The sequence below is a fragment of the Pseudonocardia sp. OZ21 genome (assembly GCF_059359135.1).
Window position 1 is genome coordinate 17,090 of the sequence record NZ_JCADBN010000030.1, and the last position, 16,899, is coordinate 33,988.

General features: G+C 69.1%; 11 protein-coding genes. 8 read left to right on the forward strand and 3 right to left on the reverse strand.

Annotated elements, in window-relative coordinates; all coding sequences use genetic code 11:
• Positions 1-60: 60 nt before the first annotated feature.
• Positions 61-981: a zinc-binding dehydrogenase gene (locus AC5L35_RS36310; RefSeq protein WP_495064293.1), complete on the reverse strand. Its 921-nt coding sequence runs from the start codon at positions 979-981 to the stop codon at positions 61-63.
• A 95-nt stretch (positions 982-1,076) separates the two neighbouring features.
• Between AC5L35_RS36310 and AC5L35_RS36315 the strand changes: the two genes are divergently transcribed.
• Positions 1,077-1,229, forward strand: coding sequence for a hypothetical protein (locus AC5L35_RS36315; RefSeq protein ID WP_495064294.1), 153 nt, complete (start codon positions 1,077-1,079; stop codon positions 1,227-1,229).
• On the opposite strand, the gene AC5L35_RS36320 is transcribed toward AC5L35_RS36315, so the two are convergent.
• Entirely contained in the window at positions 1,210-2,127 is a 918-nt protein-coding gene (locus AC5L35_RS36320; RefSeq protein WP_495064295.1) for an NADP-dependent oxidoreductase, read from the reverse strand. The two genes, AC5L35_RS36315 and AC5L35_RS36320, sit on opposite strands and share 20 nt — an antisense overlap.
• 909 nt (positions 2,128-3,036) lie before the next feature.
• On the opposite strand from AC5L35_RS36320, the gene AC5L35_RS36325 reads away from it, so the two are divergent.
• The 3 genes from AC5L35_RS36325 to AC5L35_RS36335 all read left to right on the forward strand — a co-directional run bounded on the left by AC5L35_RS36325 (position 3,037) and on the right by AC5L35_RS36335 (position 5,647).
• The gene (locus AC5L35_RS36325; RefSeq protein WP_495064296.1) at positions 3,037-3,297 is read left to right on the forward strand and encodes a hypothetical protein; all 261 of its coding nucleotides are present in this window, start codon (positions 3,037-3,039) and stop codon (positions 3,295-3,297) included.
• A 114-nt stretch (positions 3,298-3,411) separates the two neighbouring features.
• Positions 3,412-4,620, forward strand: a complete 1,209-nt coding sequence (locus AC5L35_RS36330) for an MFS transporter (RefSeq protein WP_495064320.1) — start codon at positions 3,412-3,414, stop codon at positions 4,618-4,620.
• A 184-nt stretch (positions 4,621-4,804) separates the two neighbouring features.
• The gene (locus AC5L35_RS36335; protein WP_495064297.1) at positions 4,805-5,647 is read left to right on the forward strand and encodes an isocitrate lyase/PEP mutase family protein; all 843 of its coding nucleotides are present in this window, start codon (positions 4,805-4,807) and stop codon (positions 5,645-5,647) included.
• 841 nt (positions 5,648-6,488) lie between these two features.
• On the opposite strand, the gene AC5L35_RS36340 is transcribed toward AC5L35_RS36335, so the two are convergent.
• A complete protein-coding gene (locus AC5L35_RS36340; protein ID WP_495064298.1) occupies positions 6,489-7,391 on the reverse strand; it encodes an alpha/beta fold hydrolase in 903 nt (300 codons plus the stop codon).
• Between the two features lie 1,763 nt (positions 7,392-9,154).
• Here AC5L35_RS36340 and AC5L35_RS36345 point away from each other — a divergent pair.
• From AC5L35_RS36345 to AC5L35_RS36360, 4 genes are all read left to right on the forward strand, one after another.
• Positions 9,155-9,814 (forward strand): response regulator, encoded by a 660-nt coding sequence (locus AC5L35_RS36345; protein ID WP_495064299.1) that lies wholly within the window; start codon positions 9,155-9,157, stop codon positions 9,812-9,814.
• Between the two features lie 319 nt (positions 9,815-10,133).
• A complete protein-coding gene (locus AC5L35_RS36350) occupies positions 10,134-10,571 on the forward strand; it encodes a DUF6197 family protein (RefSeq protein ID WP_495064300.1) in 438 nt (145 codons plus the stop codon).
• Between the two features lie 444 nt (positions 10,572-11,015).
• Entirely contained in the window at positions 11,016-11,264 is a 249-nt protein-coding gene (locus tag AC5L35_RS36355; protein WP_495064301.1) for a hypothetical protein, read from the forward strand.
• 635 nt (positions 11,265-11,899) lie between these two features.
• A complete protein-coding gene (locus AC5L35_RS36360) occupies positions 11,900-16,897 on the forward strand; it encodes an AAA family ATPase (protein ID WP_495064302.1) in 4,998 nt (1,665 codons plus the stop codon).
• Positions 16,898-16,899 lie beyond the last annotated feature (2 nt).

The following is a 16,899-nucleotide window of genomic DNA, read 5'->3' on the forward strand; positions in this document are numbered from 1 at the left end:
GGCAGCTGCATCACGGCGCTGCGCTGCCGCGCGAGCCATGGCGGATCTCGGCGTGACCGGTCAGCTCACGTCGAGCACGGCCTTGCCCGCGATCCGGCGGGCGAAGAGTGCCTCCACTGCGCTCGCGACGTCCTTCCAGTCCCCGCGCAGGCCGATCTGCGGGTCGAGGCGGCCTTCGGCGAGCATCCCGAGGAGGGTCACGAGGTCCCCGGCCAGCTCTGCGCCCATCATGAACGACTGCAGGCTGCGCAGCTCTCCGACGGTCGCGTACGGCTCGAACACGGTGGGCTCGCCGGACGTGGCGCCGATGGACTGCACCGACCCGCCCACCGCGAGCAGAGCGAACGCTTCGGCGAGCTGAGGGCCTCCGACGTTGTCGAGCACGCCGTGCAGCCCTGGCTCGACGCCCTCGAGCCCGACGATGACGTCGGCCGCTCCCAGCTCGGCGAGTCCTTCGCCGCGCGCCGCGCTACCGACCGACGCGATCACGTGCGCCCCGGCTGCCGCTCCCAGCTGCACCGCGAACCGTCCGACGCCGCCGGACGCCCCGGTGACGAGCACCCGCTGCCCCGTCACGAACCCGAGCCGGCGAAGCGCGCGCAGCGCCGTGACCCCGACGACCGGAAGCGCCGAGGCCGCGCCGAGGTCCACATCGTCGGGCACGACCGCCAACTCGGCGACCGGGACGGCCCGCAGCTGCGCCCACGCACCCGACGGTCCGAACGTGACGACCCGGGCGCCCGATGGCGGCCCGGAGCCGTCGGCTGCGGGGGTGCGCACCACGCCCGCTGCGTCCCAGCCCGGCACGTAACCCGCCGGTTGGTTGGCGACGCCACGCAGCTCGCCGTAGTTGAAGATCGCGCCGCGCAGCTCGCCGTGGTTCAGCGAGATCGCACGTACCTCGACGAGCACCTCGTCGGACGCGGGGACCGGATCTGCGGTCTCACCGAGCCGCAACCTGGCCGGGGCGTCGTGGTCCACCTAGAGCGAGCACGGTCAACTCCTTCCGTGGCGGTCCTGTGCGACCGCCTCCTCGGCCGCCAACCGCAGGCCGGCTGACGAAGGATCGGGCACATGTGCAGCAGCGCCAGGCGCTCGGGCTCGTCGAGCGCCGCGCGCATTCACGGCGGCCGGCGCGGCTCCTCGCTGCCGTCGTCCGCGTAGCGTTCGAGCAGCAACTCGACGTCGGCCCGCTCGCCGTCCGAGTCCTCACGGACGAACGCGGATGATCGTCTTCCCCTTGATCCGCTCGGTCGCGTTGAAGGCGGCGACGGCATCGTCGAGGGCCGCGACGTTGCCGATGTTCGTCCGCAGTCGTCCGTCCCGCACCCGCCGGACGATCTCACTCAGCTGGACGCGATCGGCCTCGACGACGAAGTCGATCGCCAGGCCGTCCGCGGGCCGAGCCTCGGCCGGGCCGGCGATGGTCACCAGCGTTCCTCCGGGTCGGATCACGCCTGCGGACCGCTTCCCGATGTCGCCGCCGATGACATCGAACACCAGATCGACTCCGCCGACGTCTTCGAGGGCGTCATTCTCGAGGTCGACGAACTCCTGCGCGCCGAAGTCGAGCGCCGTCTGACGGTCGGCAGCACGTCCCGTGCCGATGACGTAGGCACCCGCCTCACGCGCGAGCTGCGTCACCATCGAACCGACTCCACCGGCCGCACCGTGCACGAGAACGCTCTGCCCCACCTGGACGCGGCCGTGCACGAACAACCCCTGCCACGCGGTCAGACCCGAGATCGGCACGCTCGCGCCCACCGTGAAGTCGACGTCGCCCGGCAGCGGCGCGAGGTTACGCGCCTCGACGGCCACATACCCCGCCAGCGTGCCGTCGCGAGTCCAATCCGTGAGCCCGAACACCCGCTGACCCACCGACAGCCCCGTCGTGCCATAGCCGAGAGCGCTGACCACTCCGGCCAGCTCGTGCCCAGGGATCGACGGTGTCCGGTCGCGGCCGAGGCGATCCGTCCAGGTCCCGGGCCACGTCAGCTCACCCGGCGTGAATCCCGACGCATGAACCTCAACGACGACGTCGTTCCCCGCTGCGTTCGGCTCCGGCCGCTCCACCAGCGTCATCCCGGCCGTTCCCACGGCCTGATCCGTCACCACAACCGCCTTCATCCGGCACCTCCCCTTGCATCCAGTCCTCGCCGCCACACTCTGATGCCATGGCAGGCTTTATCAGACACGATAGTCCAGTCCTTCGCGATCGCCCGTTGAGTCGCACACGCCGCGACGACGGCCAGCGAATGCCCCGCTGTGGGCAGCTGACCTCAGCTTTGAGATCTCTGCGCGCCGACGAACAGTCGACGCGATGCCCGTGCGGACGCCTGCGACGGCCTGGTCCAGCCGACTATTGGCGAGGTCTACTGGACTGTCAAGTCTGGCCGTGACGCCGCCCGGGGGCGTGACGTCCGGGAGCGTGCTGGCCACAGACGGCGTGGGGGCCGCAAGATGGCCACGCAAGCCAGGATCTTCGAGACCAGCATCCGCACTCGGTAACTGGACTTGACAGTACGCATCATATCCGTCAGCATCCGGTCTTCCGGTCCAGTTATTGAGGAAGCGGGGTGTCGCCGCGCATTCGACAGCAAGCGCTCCTGCGGCCAGGGCCTGCCCCGTACGGCCCGGTGCTGATCAGTTCGAGGTAACGACGGCCGTCATCAGAGATGGTTCCGTGCGGCTAGCCCGGGAGAAGGCTCACGACTCGAGCACTTCCGCTCCATAAGGTCTCCACCGGGTCGGTCGCTTCAGGAATGATCGACTTCGGCTCCCGGACCATCGTCAGATGGACTTGACAGTCCAGTCCATCGGACGCGGCGGCGGCGCGCTCAACGGGCGTTGCATCGCCCGTCTGAGACATGCCCGGACTTCGTTGATCAGGTATGGCCGGAGCGGGGCAGCCACAGGTGATCCACACGCAAGGTCCCCGTGGCCTCGGCACGGCCAGCACTGTGCACCTGCGCTTCCGGCCGAGACCAATAAAAGGGATCCAACCCTGCCCTGGCTGGCTGGCCTGTTGCTCGTGCTGTGGGTCTGTTCCGGGGAATCGTGAACCCGGGAACGCTGGTCTGGATACTCGATGCGGCCCCGGAAACCCCGGAGGCCGCGTCGGCAGTGAATGTGACGAACCTTCAGATAGCCCTGGCGGCAGGGTCTGGCCTCGGCGCGATCCTTGTTTCGTCGACAACCTTGCAGACGGTGTTCCTCACGGCGGGCTTCATCGTCCTTGCCTCCGCCGTGCTCGCCGCGGTGGCGGCACGATTCGTGACCCTCGCCCGGAGGGAATGAGGAGACCGGAGCAAGGCAGGGGGCGCACTCGGGAAGGCGTCACACAAAAGCCCAGAAGGGTCCTTGACACGTGAAAGGCGCAGGTCGATGCACAGCATGGCACCAGTGACCAACATGGCCAGCCGGGGCAGAACGCTCCGGCTGGCCTTCATATCTGCGGTGGTCTCCCTGGTGGCCGCGTTTGCCGCGGTGGGCTCGACGATTCCGCTGTTCAACATCTATCGGGCCGAGGACGGGTTCACCAACGCCGGCATCTCGATGACCGTCGTCGCCTACTCCGTCGCCACTCTCGCCACACTGCTGGTGCTGGGGCGACTGTCCAATCATCTGGGCAGACGGCCCACCTCGATCGCCAGCCTCATCCTGCTCCTTGCGGGCTGCGTGCTGCTACTGAACGTGCACGAGATCGGCATCCTGATCGCCGGACGGCTCCTGATGGGCCTGGGCGCCGGCCTGGCGAGCAGCAGCCTCACCTCCTACATCGTGGACGCCGCACCGGCTCGGCCGGCCTGGCTGGCCTCCGTCGCGTCCAGCCAGACAGTCATGCTCGGCCTGGCCGTCGGCGCCATCGCCTCCGGCGCCCTGGTCCAGTTCGGCCCCTGGCCGCGCGACCTCATCTTCCTGGTCGTCATCGTCCTCCTCCTGGTGTCCGTGGCACTGATCGCCGTCAGTCCGGAAACCGTGACCTGGATGCCGGGGGCGTGGCGATCGCTGCGCCCCCGGGTCTCCGTGCCGGCCCGGATCAGGAGTCTGCTCCCGGTCACGGCCGCGGTTCTCCTAGCGACCTGGGCGGCCGGTGCGTTCTATCAAGCGTTCGTGCCCGCGCTGGTCGAAGATCAGCTCCACACTCGCAGCCCGCTCGGTGTCGGACTGGTGTTCGCCGCCTACATGGGTCCGAGCGTTCTCGGCGCTCCCCTCGCCGGCCGCTTCACACCCGCGACCGCCCAGCGTGTCGGCATGATCGGCTTCCTGGCCGGAATGATCGGCATCGTCACAGCGATCGCCACTGGCACCCTGGTGTTGTTCATCGTCGCGACCATCGTCGCGGGCGCCTCTCAAGGCATCGCCATCAGCGCCGCCACCCGCGCCCTGCTGCACGGCAGCACCCTGGCCGACCGGGCACCGACCTTCAGCGTCATCTACCTCCTCAGCTACAGCGGTGCGACGATCCCCGCCCTCATCGCCGGCCAACTCTCCAACACCTTCTCGCTACCGCAGATCGCTCTCGGATACGGCGGACTCGCCCTCCTCGCTGCTCTGTTCACTGTCATCGCTGCACGCAACCCGCACATCGACGCAATCGGGAACAGCCCAGCACGTTGAGTGATCCTGACGAGCCTCACCGTCATCCCATGCTGTTGATCTGCCCGCCCGCGAGGGAATTTCAGACGCGGGTCGAGACACGAGCCTGAAGCTGACATGATGACACTGCGGCGAAAACTGAAGATCTTCCGATTCTCCGTCGTCGACCAAGAATCTTGCACATCTTAGAAGGGACAGCTACGCGATGTCTGACATTGCAGCCCAGGCACGCTACGAACAGTTCGCCGAACTCCACCGTGGCCCCGACACGTTCATCATGCCCAACGCATGGGACGGCCCGACGGCCCTGCTCTTCAAGGAGGCCGGGTTCAAGTCCATCGCGACCTCTTCAGCGGCTCTCGCCGCGACACTGGGCCGGATCGACGGCATCCACGCCGTCAGCCGGGACACGCACCTCGACCATGCCGCCCTACTCACGTCCGTGAGTGGACTGCCGATCAACGGCGACTTTGAAGACGGCTACGGCGAGACTCCCGAAGATGTCCGGGCCACTGTCGACGCTGCCATTGCCCGCGGTCTCGCCGGCATCGGAGTCGAGGACACCACTGGTGACCCCTCCAACCCGATTCGTGACTTCGATGACGCGGTCCGCCGCATCGAGGCGGCCGCCGCAGCAGCGCACGGACGGATCGTTCTGACCGGCCGTACGGACAACTTCTTGTGGGGGATTTCCGACGTCGATGACACCATCCGCCGCCTCTCGGCCTTCGCGGAGGCAGGAGCCGACGTCCTCTACGCACCGAACCTGCCGGACATGGCCTCCATCAGCGCAGTCATCAGGGCTGTCGCCCCCAAGCCGGTCAACGTCCTCGGCAGCCCGCAGGATACGGCTACCCTCGCAGAACTCCAGACGATCGGTGTCCGCCGGGTCAGCCTCGGGGTCGGCCCCTACACGCACGCCCTCGGAGCTACACAGGTGGCCGTGGCGAAGCTTGCAAAGGGAGACCTGACGGCGCTGGCATCAAATCTCAACTTCGGCCACATCATCGGCCTGATCAAGGTCCATCTTGATTCACGCGGAGAGTGAGTCCGCGATGTCGGTGCCTGCTCGGAGCAGTGTTTCTGATCTCGTGGCGATTGTTCGGAGTCGGTCCTCGAGAGCGCTGCGAGTCCCGTCGACTTCGCGAAGCGATTGAAGGACGGATTGCACCGCGAGCCTCACACCCTTGACTGCGAAGAGCCGGTAATCAGGTGTCCGAAGCGGTTGGTGATCGGTCGCTGGCATTCTGGGCAGAGGTGTTCGAGGAAGGGGTGGTGGTGCGGTCAGGCGAAGACGGCGGGCAGTCTCGAGTCGGCCTTTCACGCCGCCGTGGTCCGTCTGCACCGGGTCCCGTCTCCGGTGAGGCAGTCGGGGCAGTAGCGGGCTGCCGCGGGCAAGAGCCAGTCCAGTACAGGGATGCGTGTGCCGGCGCGGACGACGTCGAGGCTGTGGGCGAGTCGCATCACGTAGCCGGCCAGCAGTTCGCCGGGCGGGGGGGTCCAGGCTTCGGGGCAGTGGTCTGATCAATCGATGCGGAGAATGCCGCGCGCGCGGTCCCGGCCTGCACCGCCACTGCGGGGTGCGTACGCCTCATGACGACGACGAACGCGCCGAGCGCGACGGCACCGCCGGATGTCCAGAGCCCCGCCTGCTGCCGGGCTCCGAAGCAATGGCGGCAGCGCGGGCGGCCGCAGTCTGGGTCGGGACGGCCGCGGCGCACGACGATGCCGCGACCATGCGCACCCGCGTTGCACGGTGCGTCGGCGTCCCCTTTTCGGTTTCGGTCATGGTGTTCTCCTCGCTGAGCACCGTCCGAAACAGACCCGTCCCGTGTCATTGGTTCCGCCGTTTGCAGGGGTCGTCGTGGTTCATCCCTTGACGGTGAAAACTACTTCTGCAGGAAGACCTGCAACATGGCCGTCACTTCGTGTGGCTTTTCCTCCGTCACGAAGTGTCCCGAATTCTTCAGTACTCGTCCCTGGACGTTCACGGCGTAGTCACGCCATTGGTTGGCGATTATTTCACCGAAGGAATCTTCGCCACCGACCGCAAGGATGGGCATCCTCAATTTGCCCTGAGCCAAGAACTCCTTGTTCTGCTGAATGTTCGCGCGGAGCTGACGGTAGACATTCATCCAGGCTGTCGTGCGGCCGGGCTCCTTCAGGAGGTGGGCGTAGAAGTCGTAGTCCGACGCAGTGAACGGCGACTTGTTGCCCGCCAGGTACTCAGTGATCATATCCTCGACGAGGACGCGCTCGTGACCGGCGATGAGATGTTCGGCGAGAGGCAGCTGGAACAGACCCCAGTGCCACGGCGCGGGCTTGTTGGGGTCGGCGTTGAGAACGGGGGAGCTGTAGACGCTGTCATCCGGGATGGGAGCTTCAAATGCAGCCATGCGCCGCACTTCCGACGGCCATTGCGCCGCGTAGTCGTAGGCGACCCACACACCAATATCGTGGGCGACTATCTGGATGCCGTTGTTGAGCCCCAGCTGCTTCAGCAGCTGATGCACATCCTTGGCCAACTGCACTGCCTGGTAACCACCCTCAGTGACCTGGGAGTCGCCAGTGCCACGCATGTCGACGGCGATCACTGTGTGGGTCTTGGAGAGCGGGCCCATCTGCTGCCGCCACTCGGTCCACGACTGGGGGAACCCGTGGATCAGTACCACAGGCGAACCTTGGCCGCCCTGCACGTAGTGCATACGAAAGCCATTTACTTCCGCGTACTTGGACTGAAAACCAGCGGGTGGTTGAGATTGCGGATAAGGCGACGGCGACTGCGCCGCCACGGAGACATGCTCGTGGCTCTCGCCCCCTGCTCCGGAGCTCAAAGTCGCGGAAACCACCAGGAGGGCCACCAAAGCCGCGACTAACGCGGAGAAACTTTTGGCTTTTCCTATTCCGATGCCCATTGTTCTCCTACCTGGAGTTGGTATCTCGTTATGCGTCACACCAGACGCGTTAATACGGCGAAACGACCCGGTCGGTCATTTCATGAAAAACGACCGTCGGACCATGCCCGGTCCCCTGTTCGTTCGCCTGAAGGCTGGAGTCGGCCGCCAGCCGATACCCCACTTCGACCACACGAGTCACGGGCTCACTGGATCTCTTCGGAAGTGCGCGCCCGGGAGAAGCAACTTCTTGCCGCCGGCCCTCGGGCAGCCGAGCCGCCCGCTGGCCGGCGAGATCCGCCTCGGCCTCCACACGCGGCCCAGGCCTTCAGCCCAGCGAGACCCTGGAGGGCGAGGTCGATGGTGTAGCCGGCACACGACCTCGCCGGCGTGACCGCCACGCATATTTGGACCTAGTAGTCCATACTTGCGTCGTTGCGCACGGGAGGCAGTCGTGAGTCGCGCATGCCGCGACGACGGGGGGTGAAGCCCCTCGCTGAGGGCATCTGAGCTCCTATTTGCGGTTTCTCGGGCCGACGGTGCAGTCGACGACGACGCCCGTACGGAGACCTGCGACGGCCTGGTCCAGTCGACTATTGCGAAGCAATACTGGACTGTCAAGTCTAGCCTCGACGGCGTTCGGGAGCGTGAACAGCTTCAGCTCGCCACCGTTGGTTCGAACCCGCACTGCCACTCCGACTTCAGCTCCGAGCTGGGCCTGGACCTACCCGGCCCGCAGAACGGCGTCCGGACCCGGCCGGCACCCAGCTGCTGCTCCTGGCCCGCGGCCTGCCCGGCTACCGGCGCCTTGCCCCGGTCGCTCTCCTCGGCGCAGCTGCGCGGGCAGGAGACGGGCCGCCCGGTCTACGACCTGGACGAGATGGTCAACGAGCTGGCCGGGCACGCCGTGGTGCTCACCGGCGGCCGCAAGGACCCCGTCCGGCTCGCCCTGGAGCAGGACGGTTCGGACGCCGCCGCGGCCGAGTTGGGATGGCTGGTCGACCGGTTCGGTGCTGCCCACGTCGCTGTCGCGCTGACCGATCACGGTCACCCGGACGATTCGCAGGCAACGACCTGCCCGCCCAGCTCGCCACCGAGTACCGGGTGCCAGCGAACGCAGTGCACCACTCGCACCAGTAAAGCCATCGGCCGGGTTACCGGGCGTAGAGGGAGCCCTGGTGGTGACGAGCGCGCCGGGCCTCCTCATCGAAGACGACGACGTCCGGGGACGTCTCCCCGGTATCGATGCCGATCCGGAGGCGGCGGCTTATGACGGGTCCTCCTGCTCAACGATGCGCTGGCAGGACACAGGGAAATTGCAGCCGTGCACCATCCCGTTGAACATGGCCAACTCTGAGGGCCTCAGCAACGCGCAGTGGCAGCTGTATGAGCCGTCCTACCTGCGGTGGGCGCGCTGGGCCGGTCGCATGTGGTGTGTGAACCGCCACGCCGCATCCGGCCTGCAAGACTTCGGAACGAACTCATCGGCACCACGGAGCGGCCGGCGTCGTCGCGAGCGCGGCCGACGATTTTCACCCGCCCGCGAGTGGACCGGAGATCCCTGGCGACCGCAGGGATGACCTGCCCGAACGCCACCCGACGTGTCGGCAGACCGCGATCATCTGTGGAACCCGGGCGTTGGCCGGTCAATAATCGTGGACATGGCGGAGAGCGGCGCTCGCGTGGTGTTGGCCGAGGACGACGTGTTGCTGCGTGAGGGCCTGGCCAGCCTGCTCGCGGGGGCCGGGTTCGACATCGTCGGGCGTTACGGCACGCACACCGAGCTGATGGCCCACGTCTTGCGGCTGCGCCCGGACCTCGTGATCGTCGATATCCGGATGCCGCCCACGCACACCACCGAGGGCTTGGACGCGGCCCGCACGATCCGGCAGGAGCTGCCCGACACCGCGATCCTGGTCCTGTCGGGCCACGTCCAGGTCGAGCAGGCCACCGAGCTGCTCAGGGGCGGGCAGCGGATGGGATATCTGCTCAAGGACCGCGTCAGCGACGTCGAGGACTTCCTCTCCACACTGGACCGGATCATCAAGGGCGCCTCCGTCGTGGATCCCGCGCTCGTGCAGGAGCTGCTCGCCGCTCACCGGGTCGAGGATCCCCTTCGGCACCTTTCACCACGGGAGCGTGAAGTGCTCGCGCTCATGGCCGAGGGTCTGTCCAACGCCGGCATAGCCCACCGGCTGTGGCTGGCCGAGGGGACGATCGAGAAGCACGTCCGCAGCATCCTCACGAAGCTGGACATCGCCGAGGCCGGTGAAAGCCACCGGCGTGTGCTGGCCGTCCTCACGTTCCTCGGCAACAACTGACCACCCGCCCGTACCCCTCGCCGAAGTGCGGGGATGTCACGTTCTCGTCCGGACGTTCCCCTGAACGTCGGTTACATCGAGCAGCACTGTGGAACATGCGCGTGCCTGCTAGCAGGTAATTGATGTTCCTGCTCGCGGGTACAGCGAATTGCCGCTCACCGGGCGGACGTACCTCGCTCCGGCGACGACACTCGCCCTCATCGCCGACATCGGCCAGATCGGCCGACCGGCCCGCTGAGTGGCAAAAAGGGCTCCGCCGCCTGCCCGCGACGCGACCCAAATCCGCGCCGACTGACCCGAGACCTGAGTGGAACCCGTAATGGCAACGATACCGCCCGACACATCGATCATCGGGGATCTGTCACCCGCACACGTCGCTGATCTCATCGACCAGGCCGCCACACTCATCGAGACCGATGGCCTGGAGGTCGGCGACTACTGGACGGGGGCCCTGTTCCAGCCGTATGAGCCCGGGATGCCCTGCTGCACGGCGGGCGCGCTCGCTGCCGTGTCCGGCTACCGCGAGGGCATCGACGCTGAGAAGTCGTTCGTCGGGGTCAGCGACTACGACCCCGAGACCGGTGTCTCCGAGCCCGACCACCCGCATCTCGTGATGGCCACCGCGATGAAGGCGCTCGGGTTCCGGGAGGCCGAGGACCTCTACGACTGGTCGGACAACGCCGGTGACCGGGAGGTTGTGGCGGAGCTCCGGTACGCCGCCGCGCAGATCCGCGCCCAGGCAGGCGGCGCGGCATGAGCTGGACGACCATCAGCGGCGTCTCCGACGAGCAGGTTGCCAGCGTCCCTACCGGGTCCAACGTTCAGGTGACGATCGGGAGCCTGCGACCCCGACAACGGCGAGTACGTCGACGACATCGTCGGACGAACGAGCAGGTCATCCCCGTGCTGGTCGAGCGCGCGCCTCAGCTACTCGCCCGCATCGAGCGCGTCAAGGTGTCCACCGTCAACGCCGCTGTCGTGGCGCCAGCCCGGGGCGAGGAGCCGTTGCCCGGGATCGAGCGGGGCAAGGCCCGCGGATCCCTCGTCGTCCGCCCCGACAGGAACGCCGGCGAGGCTGTTGAGCCGCTCGCTCAGGTCGGCGTCATCACCTGGGACGGGCGCCCCTTTGCTCAGGGCAGACGGCTGACGAGAGCGAACTCCGCGGCTACAAGCCCCGCCCACGCGAACGGAGCGCCGCGGCATGAGCCGCTACCAGCCTGACCAGAGGGTCCAGGTGTTCGACCCCCAGCTGCAGCGGTACATCGAGGGCGGCGTCCTCACCGCCACGACCAGCTGCGTCCGCGTGTCGCTCGACGACCGCATGGTGCCGATCAACGTCGACCCCGCCGACCACTTCCGCGTCCAACCCCTCGACGTCCCGCCATGCACCGGCTGCACGTCGCCGCTGTGCCCCGACTGTGAACCCGGTACACGCGGAGGCCGCGACTGATCACAATCGCTGGCCTGTTCTGCGGCGCCGAAGGGTCCGGACTCGGCGCCTCCGCAGTCCCTGACGGCCGCTGCCACGCTGCAGAGCACAGGCGCTGCCCTCGAAGCCGCGGCCGCGGGCAGTTTGGATGGCGCTACCGGCACCGTGCTGCCACACATTGCCGGCGCGGTCGAGCTCGACACGGTGATCGCCCCGGGCAGGCAGCTCACCGGCCTTTCCGCCGTGCAGCGGATCCGACTGGGGCCCAACGCGGCCGACAACGTGCACACGTCTGGGCTGACGAACACAGCGTGCACGTCCTGATCAACGGCGGGCTGGTCAGGAGCGCCCGTCGGACCTGTCCCCCGACGACCTGGGCCTGCTCCGGATGCGTGGAGCACTTCCGGCTGGACCGCCCCCAGCCTCACTCTCACCGACCGGAGCGGCGATCCTGCCGGGCGGCCGCGAGGGCCGGCAGACCACCTATTGGCGCAGGTCGGCCCGCTACACCGCGCCGACAGCTCCGGCGGAGGGCGCGCGCCGGCGCCGGAAACGGCTAGCGGGGTTGAGCCGCGTCGCGGTCGTACGAAGGGTCGCCTTCGCTCTCGAACAGGTGTAGGCACGGTGTGAGCGGGGTCTGTGCGTGGAGGTGTCGGATGGAGGCAGGCGGGGTGCTGCCGGGCCGAGATCCGCAGGCCGAGGTACTGCACGAGAGCGAACGCACGCGCGTGAGTCGGCTGTACTTGACTGGTCGCACGGTCATCCGTAAGGAGCCGCTGGGGCCGGACGCCGAGCGCCGGCTGCGGCACGAGCGGGCGATGCTGGAGCGGCTCCACGATGTCGCGGGGGTGGCGCAGCTGGAGGCGCCCCGATACCCGGGGTCCATCGTGCTGGCGGATGTTGGTGGCACCAGCCTGGTAGGGCTGGCCAAGCCGCTGCCGCCTGATGTCCTGATCGGGCTGGCGGTGGGGTTGGCCCAGGCGGTGGCGGGGATGCACCGGCGGGGTGTGATGCACCGCGACATCAGCCCGGCCAACATCGTGATCTCTCCCGACGGTGTCCCGTGTCTGGTCGATTTCGCGTTGGCGACCTCGTTCGCCGAGATCCGCCCGGAGTTCACCCACCACACCCAGATCGTGGGGACGTTGGCCTATCTGGCGCCGGAGCAGACCGGGCGCACCGGCCGCTCGGTGGACCAGCGGGCCGACCTCTACGCGCTGGGCGCGACGCTGTACGAGCTGGCCACGGGGGACCCGCCGTTCGGTACCGAGGACCCGCTGCGCCTCGCGCACGATCACCTGGCGCGCGTGGCGGCGCCGCCGGCGAAGGTGAACCCGGCGGTACCGGGGCCCCTGTCGGAGATCATCCTGCACCTGCTGGAGAAGGAACCGGACCACCGCTACCAGACCGCCGAGGGCGTGGTTCACGACCTGGAGCGGGTGCGGGAGGTTCAGGTGAGTCCGACGGCGGCTTCGGTCCGCATCGGCGAGCACGATGTTCCGCTGCGGCTGCTGCCGCCGCGGCTGATGAGCCGCGACGGCGAGTTGGCGACCCTGCAGGCGGCGTTCGAGGACGCGCGGGAGGGCCGGTGCCGGGCGGTGCTTGTCGGCGGGACACCCGGAGTGGGCAAGACCGCGCTGGTCGACGAGCTGCGGCCACTGGTGGCCGGCCGGGGCGGCTGGTTCGTGGCCGGCAAGTTCGACCAGTACCGACGCGACCTCGAGTTCAACGGGGTCCACCAGGCGTTTCGGGCGCTGGGCCGCCTGCTGCTGGCCGAGCCGGAGGCCGAGCTGACCGAGGTCCGCGCACGGATCCTGGCCGCGCTCGGCCCGAACGCCGGACTACTGACCGCGGTGGTGCCGGAGTTCGCCGCGCTGCTGGCCGTGCCGCCCGATCCCGGGGATCCGCTGACCGCGCAGAACCGGGCGCAGCGGATGGGCGTGCAGGCGCTGCGGGCGGTCGCGTCGCGGAAACATCCGGTGGTGCTGTTCCTCGACGACCTGCAGTGGGCCGGCCCCACCCCGCTCGGCTTTGTCGACATGCTGCTCGGCGAGGAACCGGTCGAGGGCCTGCTGTTGGTGGGCGCCTACCGCGACGAGGACGGGGACGCGGCGCATCCGCTGGCGGCGCCGCTGTCCCGATGGCGTGACCAGGCCGGAGCGCGGCACCTGCGACTGGACAACCTGCCCGTCCCGAGCCTCGTCACCATGGTCGCTGAGATGCTGCACGCGGCCCCGGCCGCGGCGGCGGGTTTGGCCGAGCTGATCGGGCCGCACACGTCCGGCAACCCGTACGAGACCGTCGAGCTGCTGAACGCCCTGCGCCGCGACGGCGTGCTCACCGCGACCGCCACGGGATGGCGATGGGACACGGCCGCGGTGCGCGCCCATCTGGGCCGGTCAAAGGTCGGCGAGCTGCTGGCGGCACGCATCGAGACCGTACCGCCGCGGTCCCGGCAGCTGGTGGAGGCGATGGCCTGTCTGGGCGGGCGCGCCGAGCTGAGCCTGCTGCAGACTGCAACCGGCGCCCACGCAGCCGAGGTGGAACCGATGCTGGCGCCTGCCCTCGCCGAAGGCCTTCTCGTCATGGAGCCCGGCGCCCACGAGGCGGTGCGGTTCCGCCACGACCGGATCCGCGAGGCGATCCTGCGCGAGCTCGACCCGGGACGGCGATGCACCCTGCAGCTGGCCACCGCCCGGCGGCTGGCCGGCGTGCCGGAGTTGTACGCGGTCGCCGCCGAGCAGTACCTGTCGGTCGTCGACGCGATCGACAATGCCGGCGAGCGACGTCGGGTGGTGGCGCTGCTGCGGCGCGCCGCCGAACAGGCCGGTTTGATCGGGGACCACGCGCTGGTGAACGCGCTGCTGGCCGCCGCGCTGCGGCTGATCGAACCGGGTGAGACCGCCACGCTGATCGCGGTGCACACCGGTCGCCACGCCGCCCTCTACGGCCTGGGGCGCCTGGATGAGGCGGACGAGGAGTACCGCACGATCGAAGGGCTGGGTCCCACCGCGTTGGACCGTGCGGCCGCGACGACGGTGCAGGTGAGCAGCCTGACCCACCGGAACCGATTTGCGGACGCGATCGGGCTCGGCATCGACTTGCTGCGTGAGCTCGGCATCACCGTGCCGGTGGCGGACCGGCTCGCCGCCGAGCTCGACCGCCAGTTCGACCGCCTGCACCGGTGGCTGGACCGCACCGATGCTGCCGATGATCTGGCTCGGCCCGACCTCACCGAACCCACACTGCTGGCCACGACCCGTCTGATCGACGCGGTCCAGCCGGCGGCCTACTTCGCCGGCGGCCACGCCACTGTCGCCTGGCTGAGCCTGGAAGCGCTGCGGATCTGGATCGAGCACGGCCCTGGCCCTACCCTCATCGGACCTGCCAGCGCCGCCGCCGTCGCCGTGGTGGCGCTGCGCGGCGACCACGCCGCCGGATACCTGGCGGTGCGCCGGGTCCTGGCATTGGGCGAGGCCCGCGCCTACGAGCCCGGCACCTCCGAAGCCCGCCGGCGGTTCGCTCTGCTGAGCTGCTGGTTCGAGCCGATCGAGAACGGGGTCCGAGCCGCGGGGCGGGCCCGCGAAGGGCTGATCGCGGCGGGCGACCTGGCCAACGCCGGCTACACCTACCACCCGACCGTGCATTACCTGCTGGACTGCGCGCCGTCACTGGACGTCCTCGTCGCCGAGATGGAGGCGGGGCTGGCCGTCGTGCGCCGGACCGGCAACGAGCAGACCGGCCAGTGGCTCGACAGCTACCAATGGCTGGCCGGTGTACTGCGCGGCGAAAGCGTCGCCACAACCCCTAAGGTGGCCCTCACCGACAGGTACACCAACAACCCGATGGCGCTCTTCCACGCGCATCTCAGCCACGCGCTCGTCGCCGCGGTCTTCGGCGATCCGGTCGGCCTGTCGCAGCACACCGCGGCGGCGATGCCGCTGCTGTCGCAGCACACCGCGGCGGCGATGCCGCTGCTGTCGTCTGTACCGGGCCTCTACCCCACCGCCGTGGCCCGCCTGCTGCGCGGGTTGGCCCTCGCCGAGCAGGCGCGCGCCAGCCACGGTGACGAACGCGGCCGTCTGCTGTCCGAACTGGACGAGGTGACGCAATGGCTCGCCGCCCGCGCCGCGGACGCGCCGGACAACTTCCGGCACCTGACGCGGTTGCTGGTGGCGGAGCGGGCCTGGGCGGTCGGCGACTTCCGCACCGGCGCCCTCGCGTTCGACACCGCCCGGCGCGAGACCGCCGGCCGGCAGCGCCCGTGGCACCGCGCCCTCATCACCGAACGTGCCGCCCGCTTCTACCTCGCACACGGGTTGGAGCAGGCCGGCCGCGACCTGCTCGCCCGCGCGCGGCAGTACTACGCCGCATGGGGCGCGACGGCGAAGGTCGCCCAATTGGACTGGGCCTACCCGACCTCACGGCTGGGAGCACCCACGACCAGCGAGCCCGACGGCGACCGGCGTGCCGATGATCCACGGCTGTCCTCAACGGTCACGACCGGCACACTCGACCTGCTCGGCGTCCTCGCCGCGTCGCAGGCGCTCAGCTCGGAGACCAACATCGAACGCCTGCACACCCGCGTCGTCGAGGTACTCAGTGCAATGACCGGCGCCACCAGCGTGCACCTGCTGTTGTGGGACGACGACCGCCACGACTGGCTGCTGCCCACACCGAACCACCTCGCGGATACCGCCACGGCGGGCGGCCCGCATGAACGCGACCTGCCGATGTCGGCAGTGCGCTACGTCCAGCGGACCGCTGAGATCCTCATCGCCGTCGACGCCACCCGCGACGACCGCTTCGCCCGTGATCCGTACATCGCCGGCCTCGGCGCCTGTTCGTTGCTGGCCATGCCCATCCTCGGCCGCGGCGCGCTGCGGGCGGTGCTGTTGCTGGAGAACCGCCTCATGCGCGCCGCGTTCACCACGGAACGGCTCGACGCCGTCAGACTCATCGCCGCGCAGCTCGCCGTCTCCCTCGACAACGCCCAGCTCTACGCCGACCTCACCGCCTCGCGAGCGCGTATCGTCGCCGCCGCCGACCAGGCCCGCCGGCAGATCGAGCGGGACCTGCATGATGGCGCCCAGCAACGTCTTGTCACGCTAGCCATGCGCGCGCGGATCGCCCGAGCGGCCGTACCGCCCGAGTCCTGCGCGCTGACGGAACAGCTGGAGGCTCTCGCGGCCGAAGCCGCCACTGCCATGACCGAGCTGCGCGAGCTCGCCCGCGGCATCCACCCCCCGACCCTCGCCCAAGGCGGACTGCTCCCCGCCCTCAACGCGCTCGCCCGCCGATCGCGCGTCCCCGTGCGGATCAAGGCCCCCGCCCGACGGCTCCCGGAACCGGTCGAAATCGCGGCCTACTACGTCGTCGCAGAGGCGCTGACGAACGCCACCAAGCACGCCGAGCCGTCGATCGTGACCGTGGGTGTCGAGATCGACACCACTCCGGCCGGCGTCGTCCTGCGGGTCCAGGTGCGCGACGACGGCCGCGGCGGCGCGCACTTCACCGGCGGGACCGGCCTGCTCGGACTCAAGGACCGCGTCGAGACACTCGGCGGCCGGCTCGCCCTGCACTCCGCCCCCGGCGCCGGCACCGCCGTTCTGGCCGAGTTCCCCCTGCAGTGCGCGGGCGTGGACCTGAGCTGAGC

What these genes read in the sequence shown, in the direction of transcription:
- AC5L35_RS36355 (WP_495064301.1), top strand. Translation starts at nt 11,016, where the DNA reads ATGAGCCGCTACCAGCCTGACCAGAGGGTCCAGGTGTTCGACCCCCAG.
- AC5L35_RS36350 (WP_495064300.1), top strand. Translation starts at nt 10,134, where the DNA reads ATGGCAACGATACCGCCCGACACATCGATCATCGGGGATCTGTCACCC.
- AC5L35_RS36320 (WP_495064295.1), bottom strand. Translation starts at nt 2,127, where the DNA reads ATGAAGGCGGTTGTGGTGACGGATCAGGCCGTGGGAACGGCCGGGATG.
- AC5L35_RS36345 (WP_495064299.1), top strand. Translation starts at nt 9,155, where the DNA reads ATGGCGGAGAGCGGCGCTCGCGTGGTGTTGGCCGAGGACGACGTGTTG.
- AC5L35_RS36335 (WP_495064297.1), top strand. Translation starts at nt 4,805, where the DNA reads ATGTCTGACATTGCAGCCCAGGCACGCTACGAACAGTTCGCCGAACTC.
- AC5L35_RS36360 (WP_495064302.1), top strand. Translation starts at nt 11,900, where the DNA reads ATGGAGGCAGGCGGGGTGCTGCCGGGCCGAGATCCGCAGGCCGAGGTA.
- AC5L35_RS36330 (WP_495064320.1), top strand. Translation starts at nt 3,412, where the DNA reads ATGGCCAGCCGGGGCAGAACGCTCCGGCTGGCCTTCATATCTGCGGTG.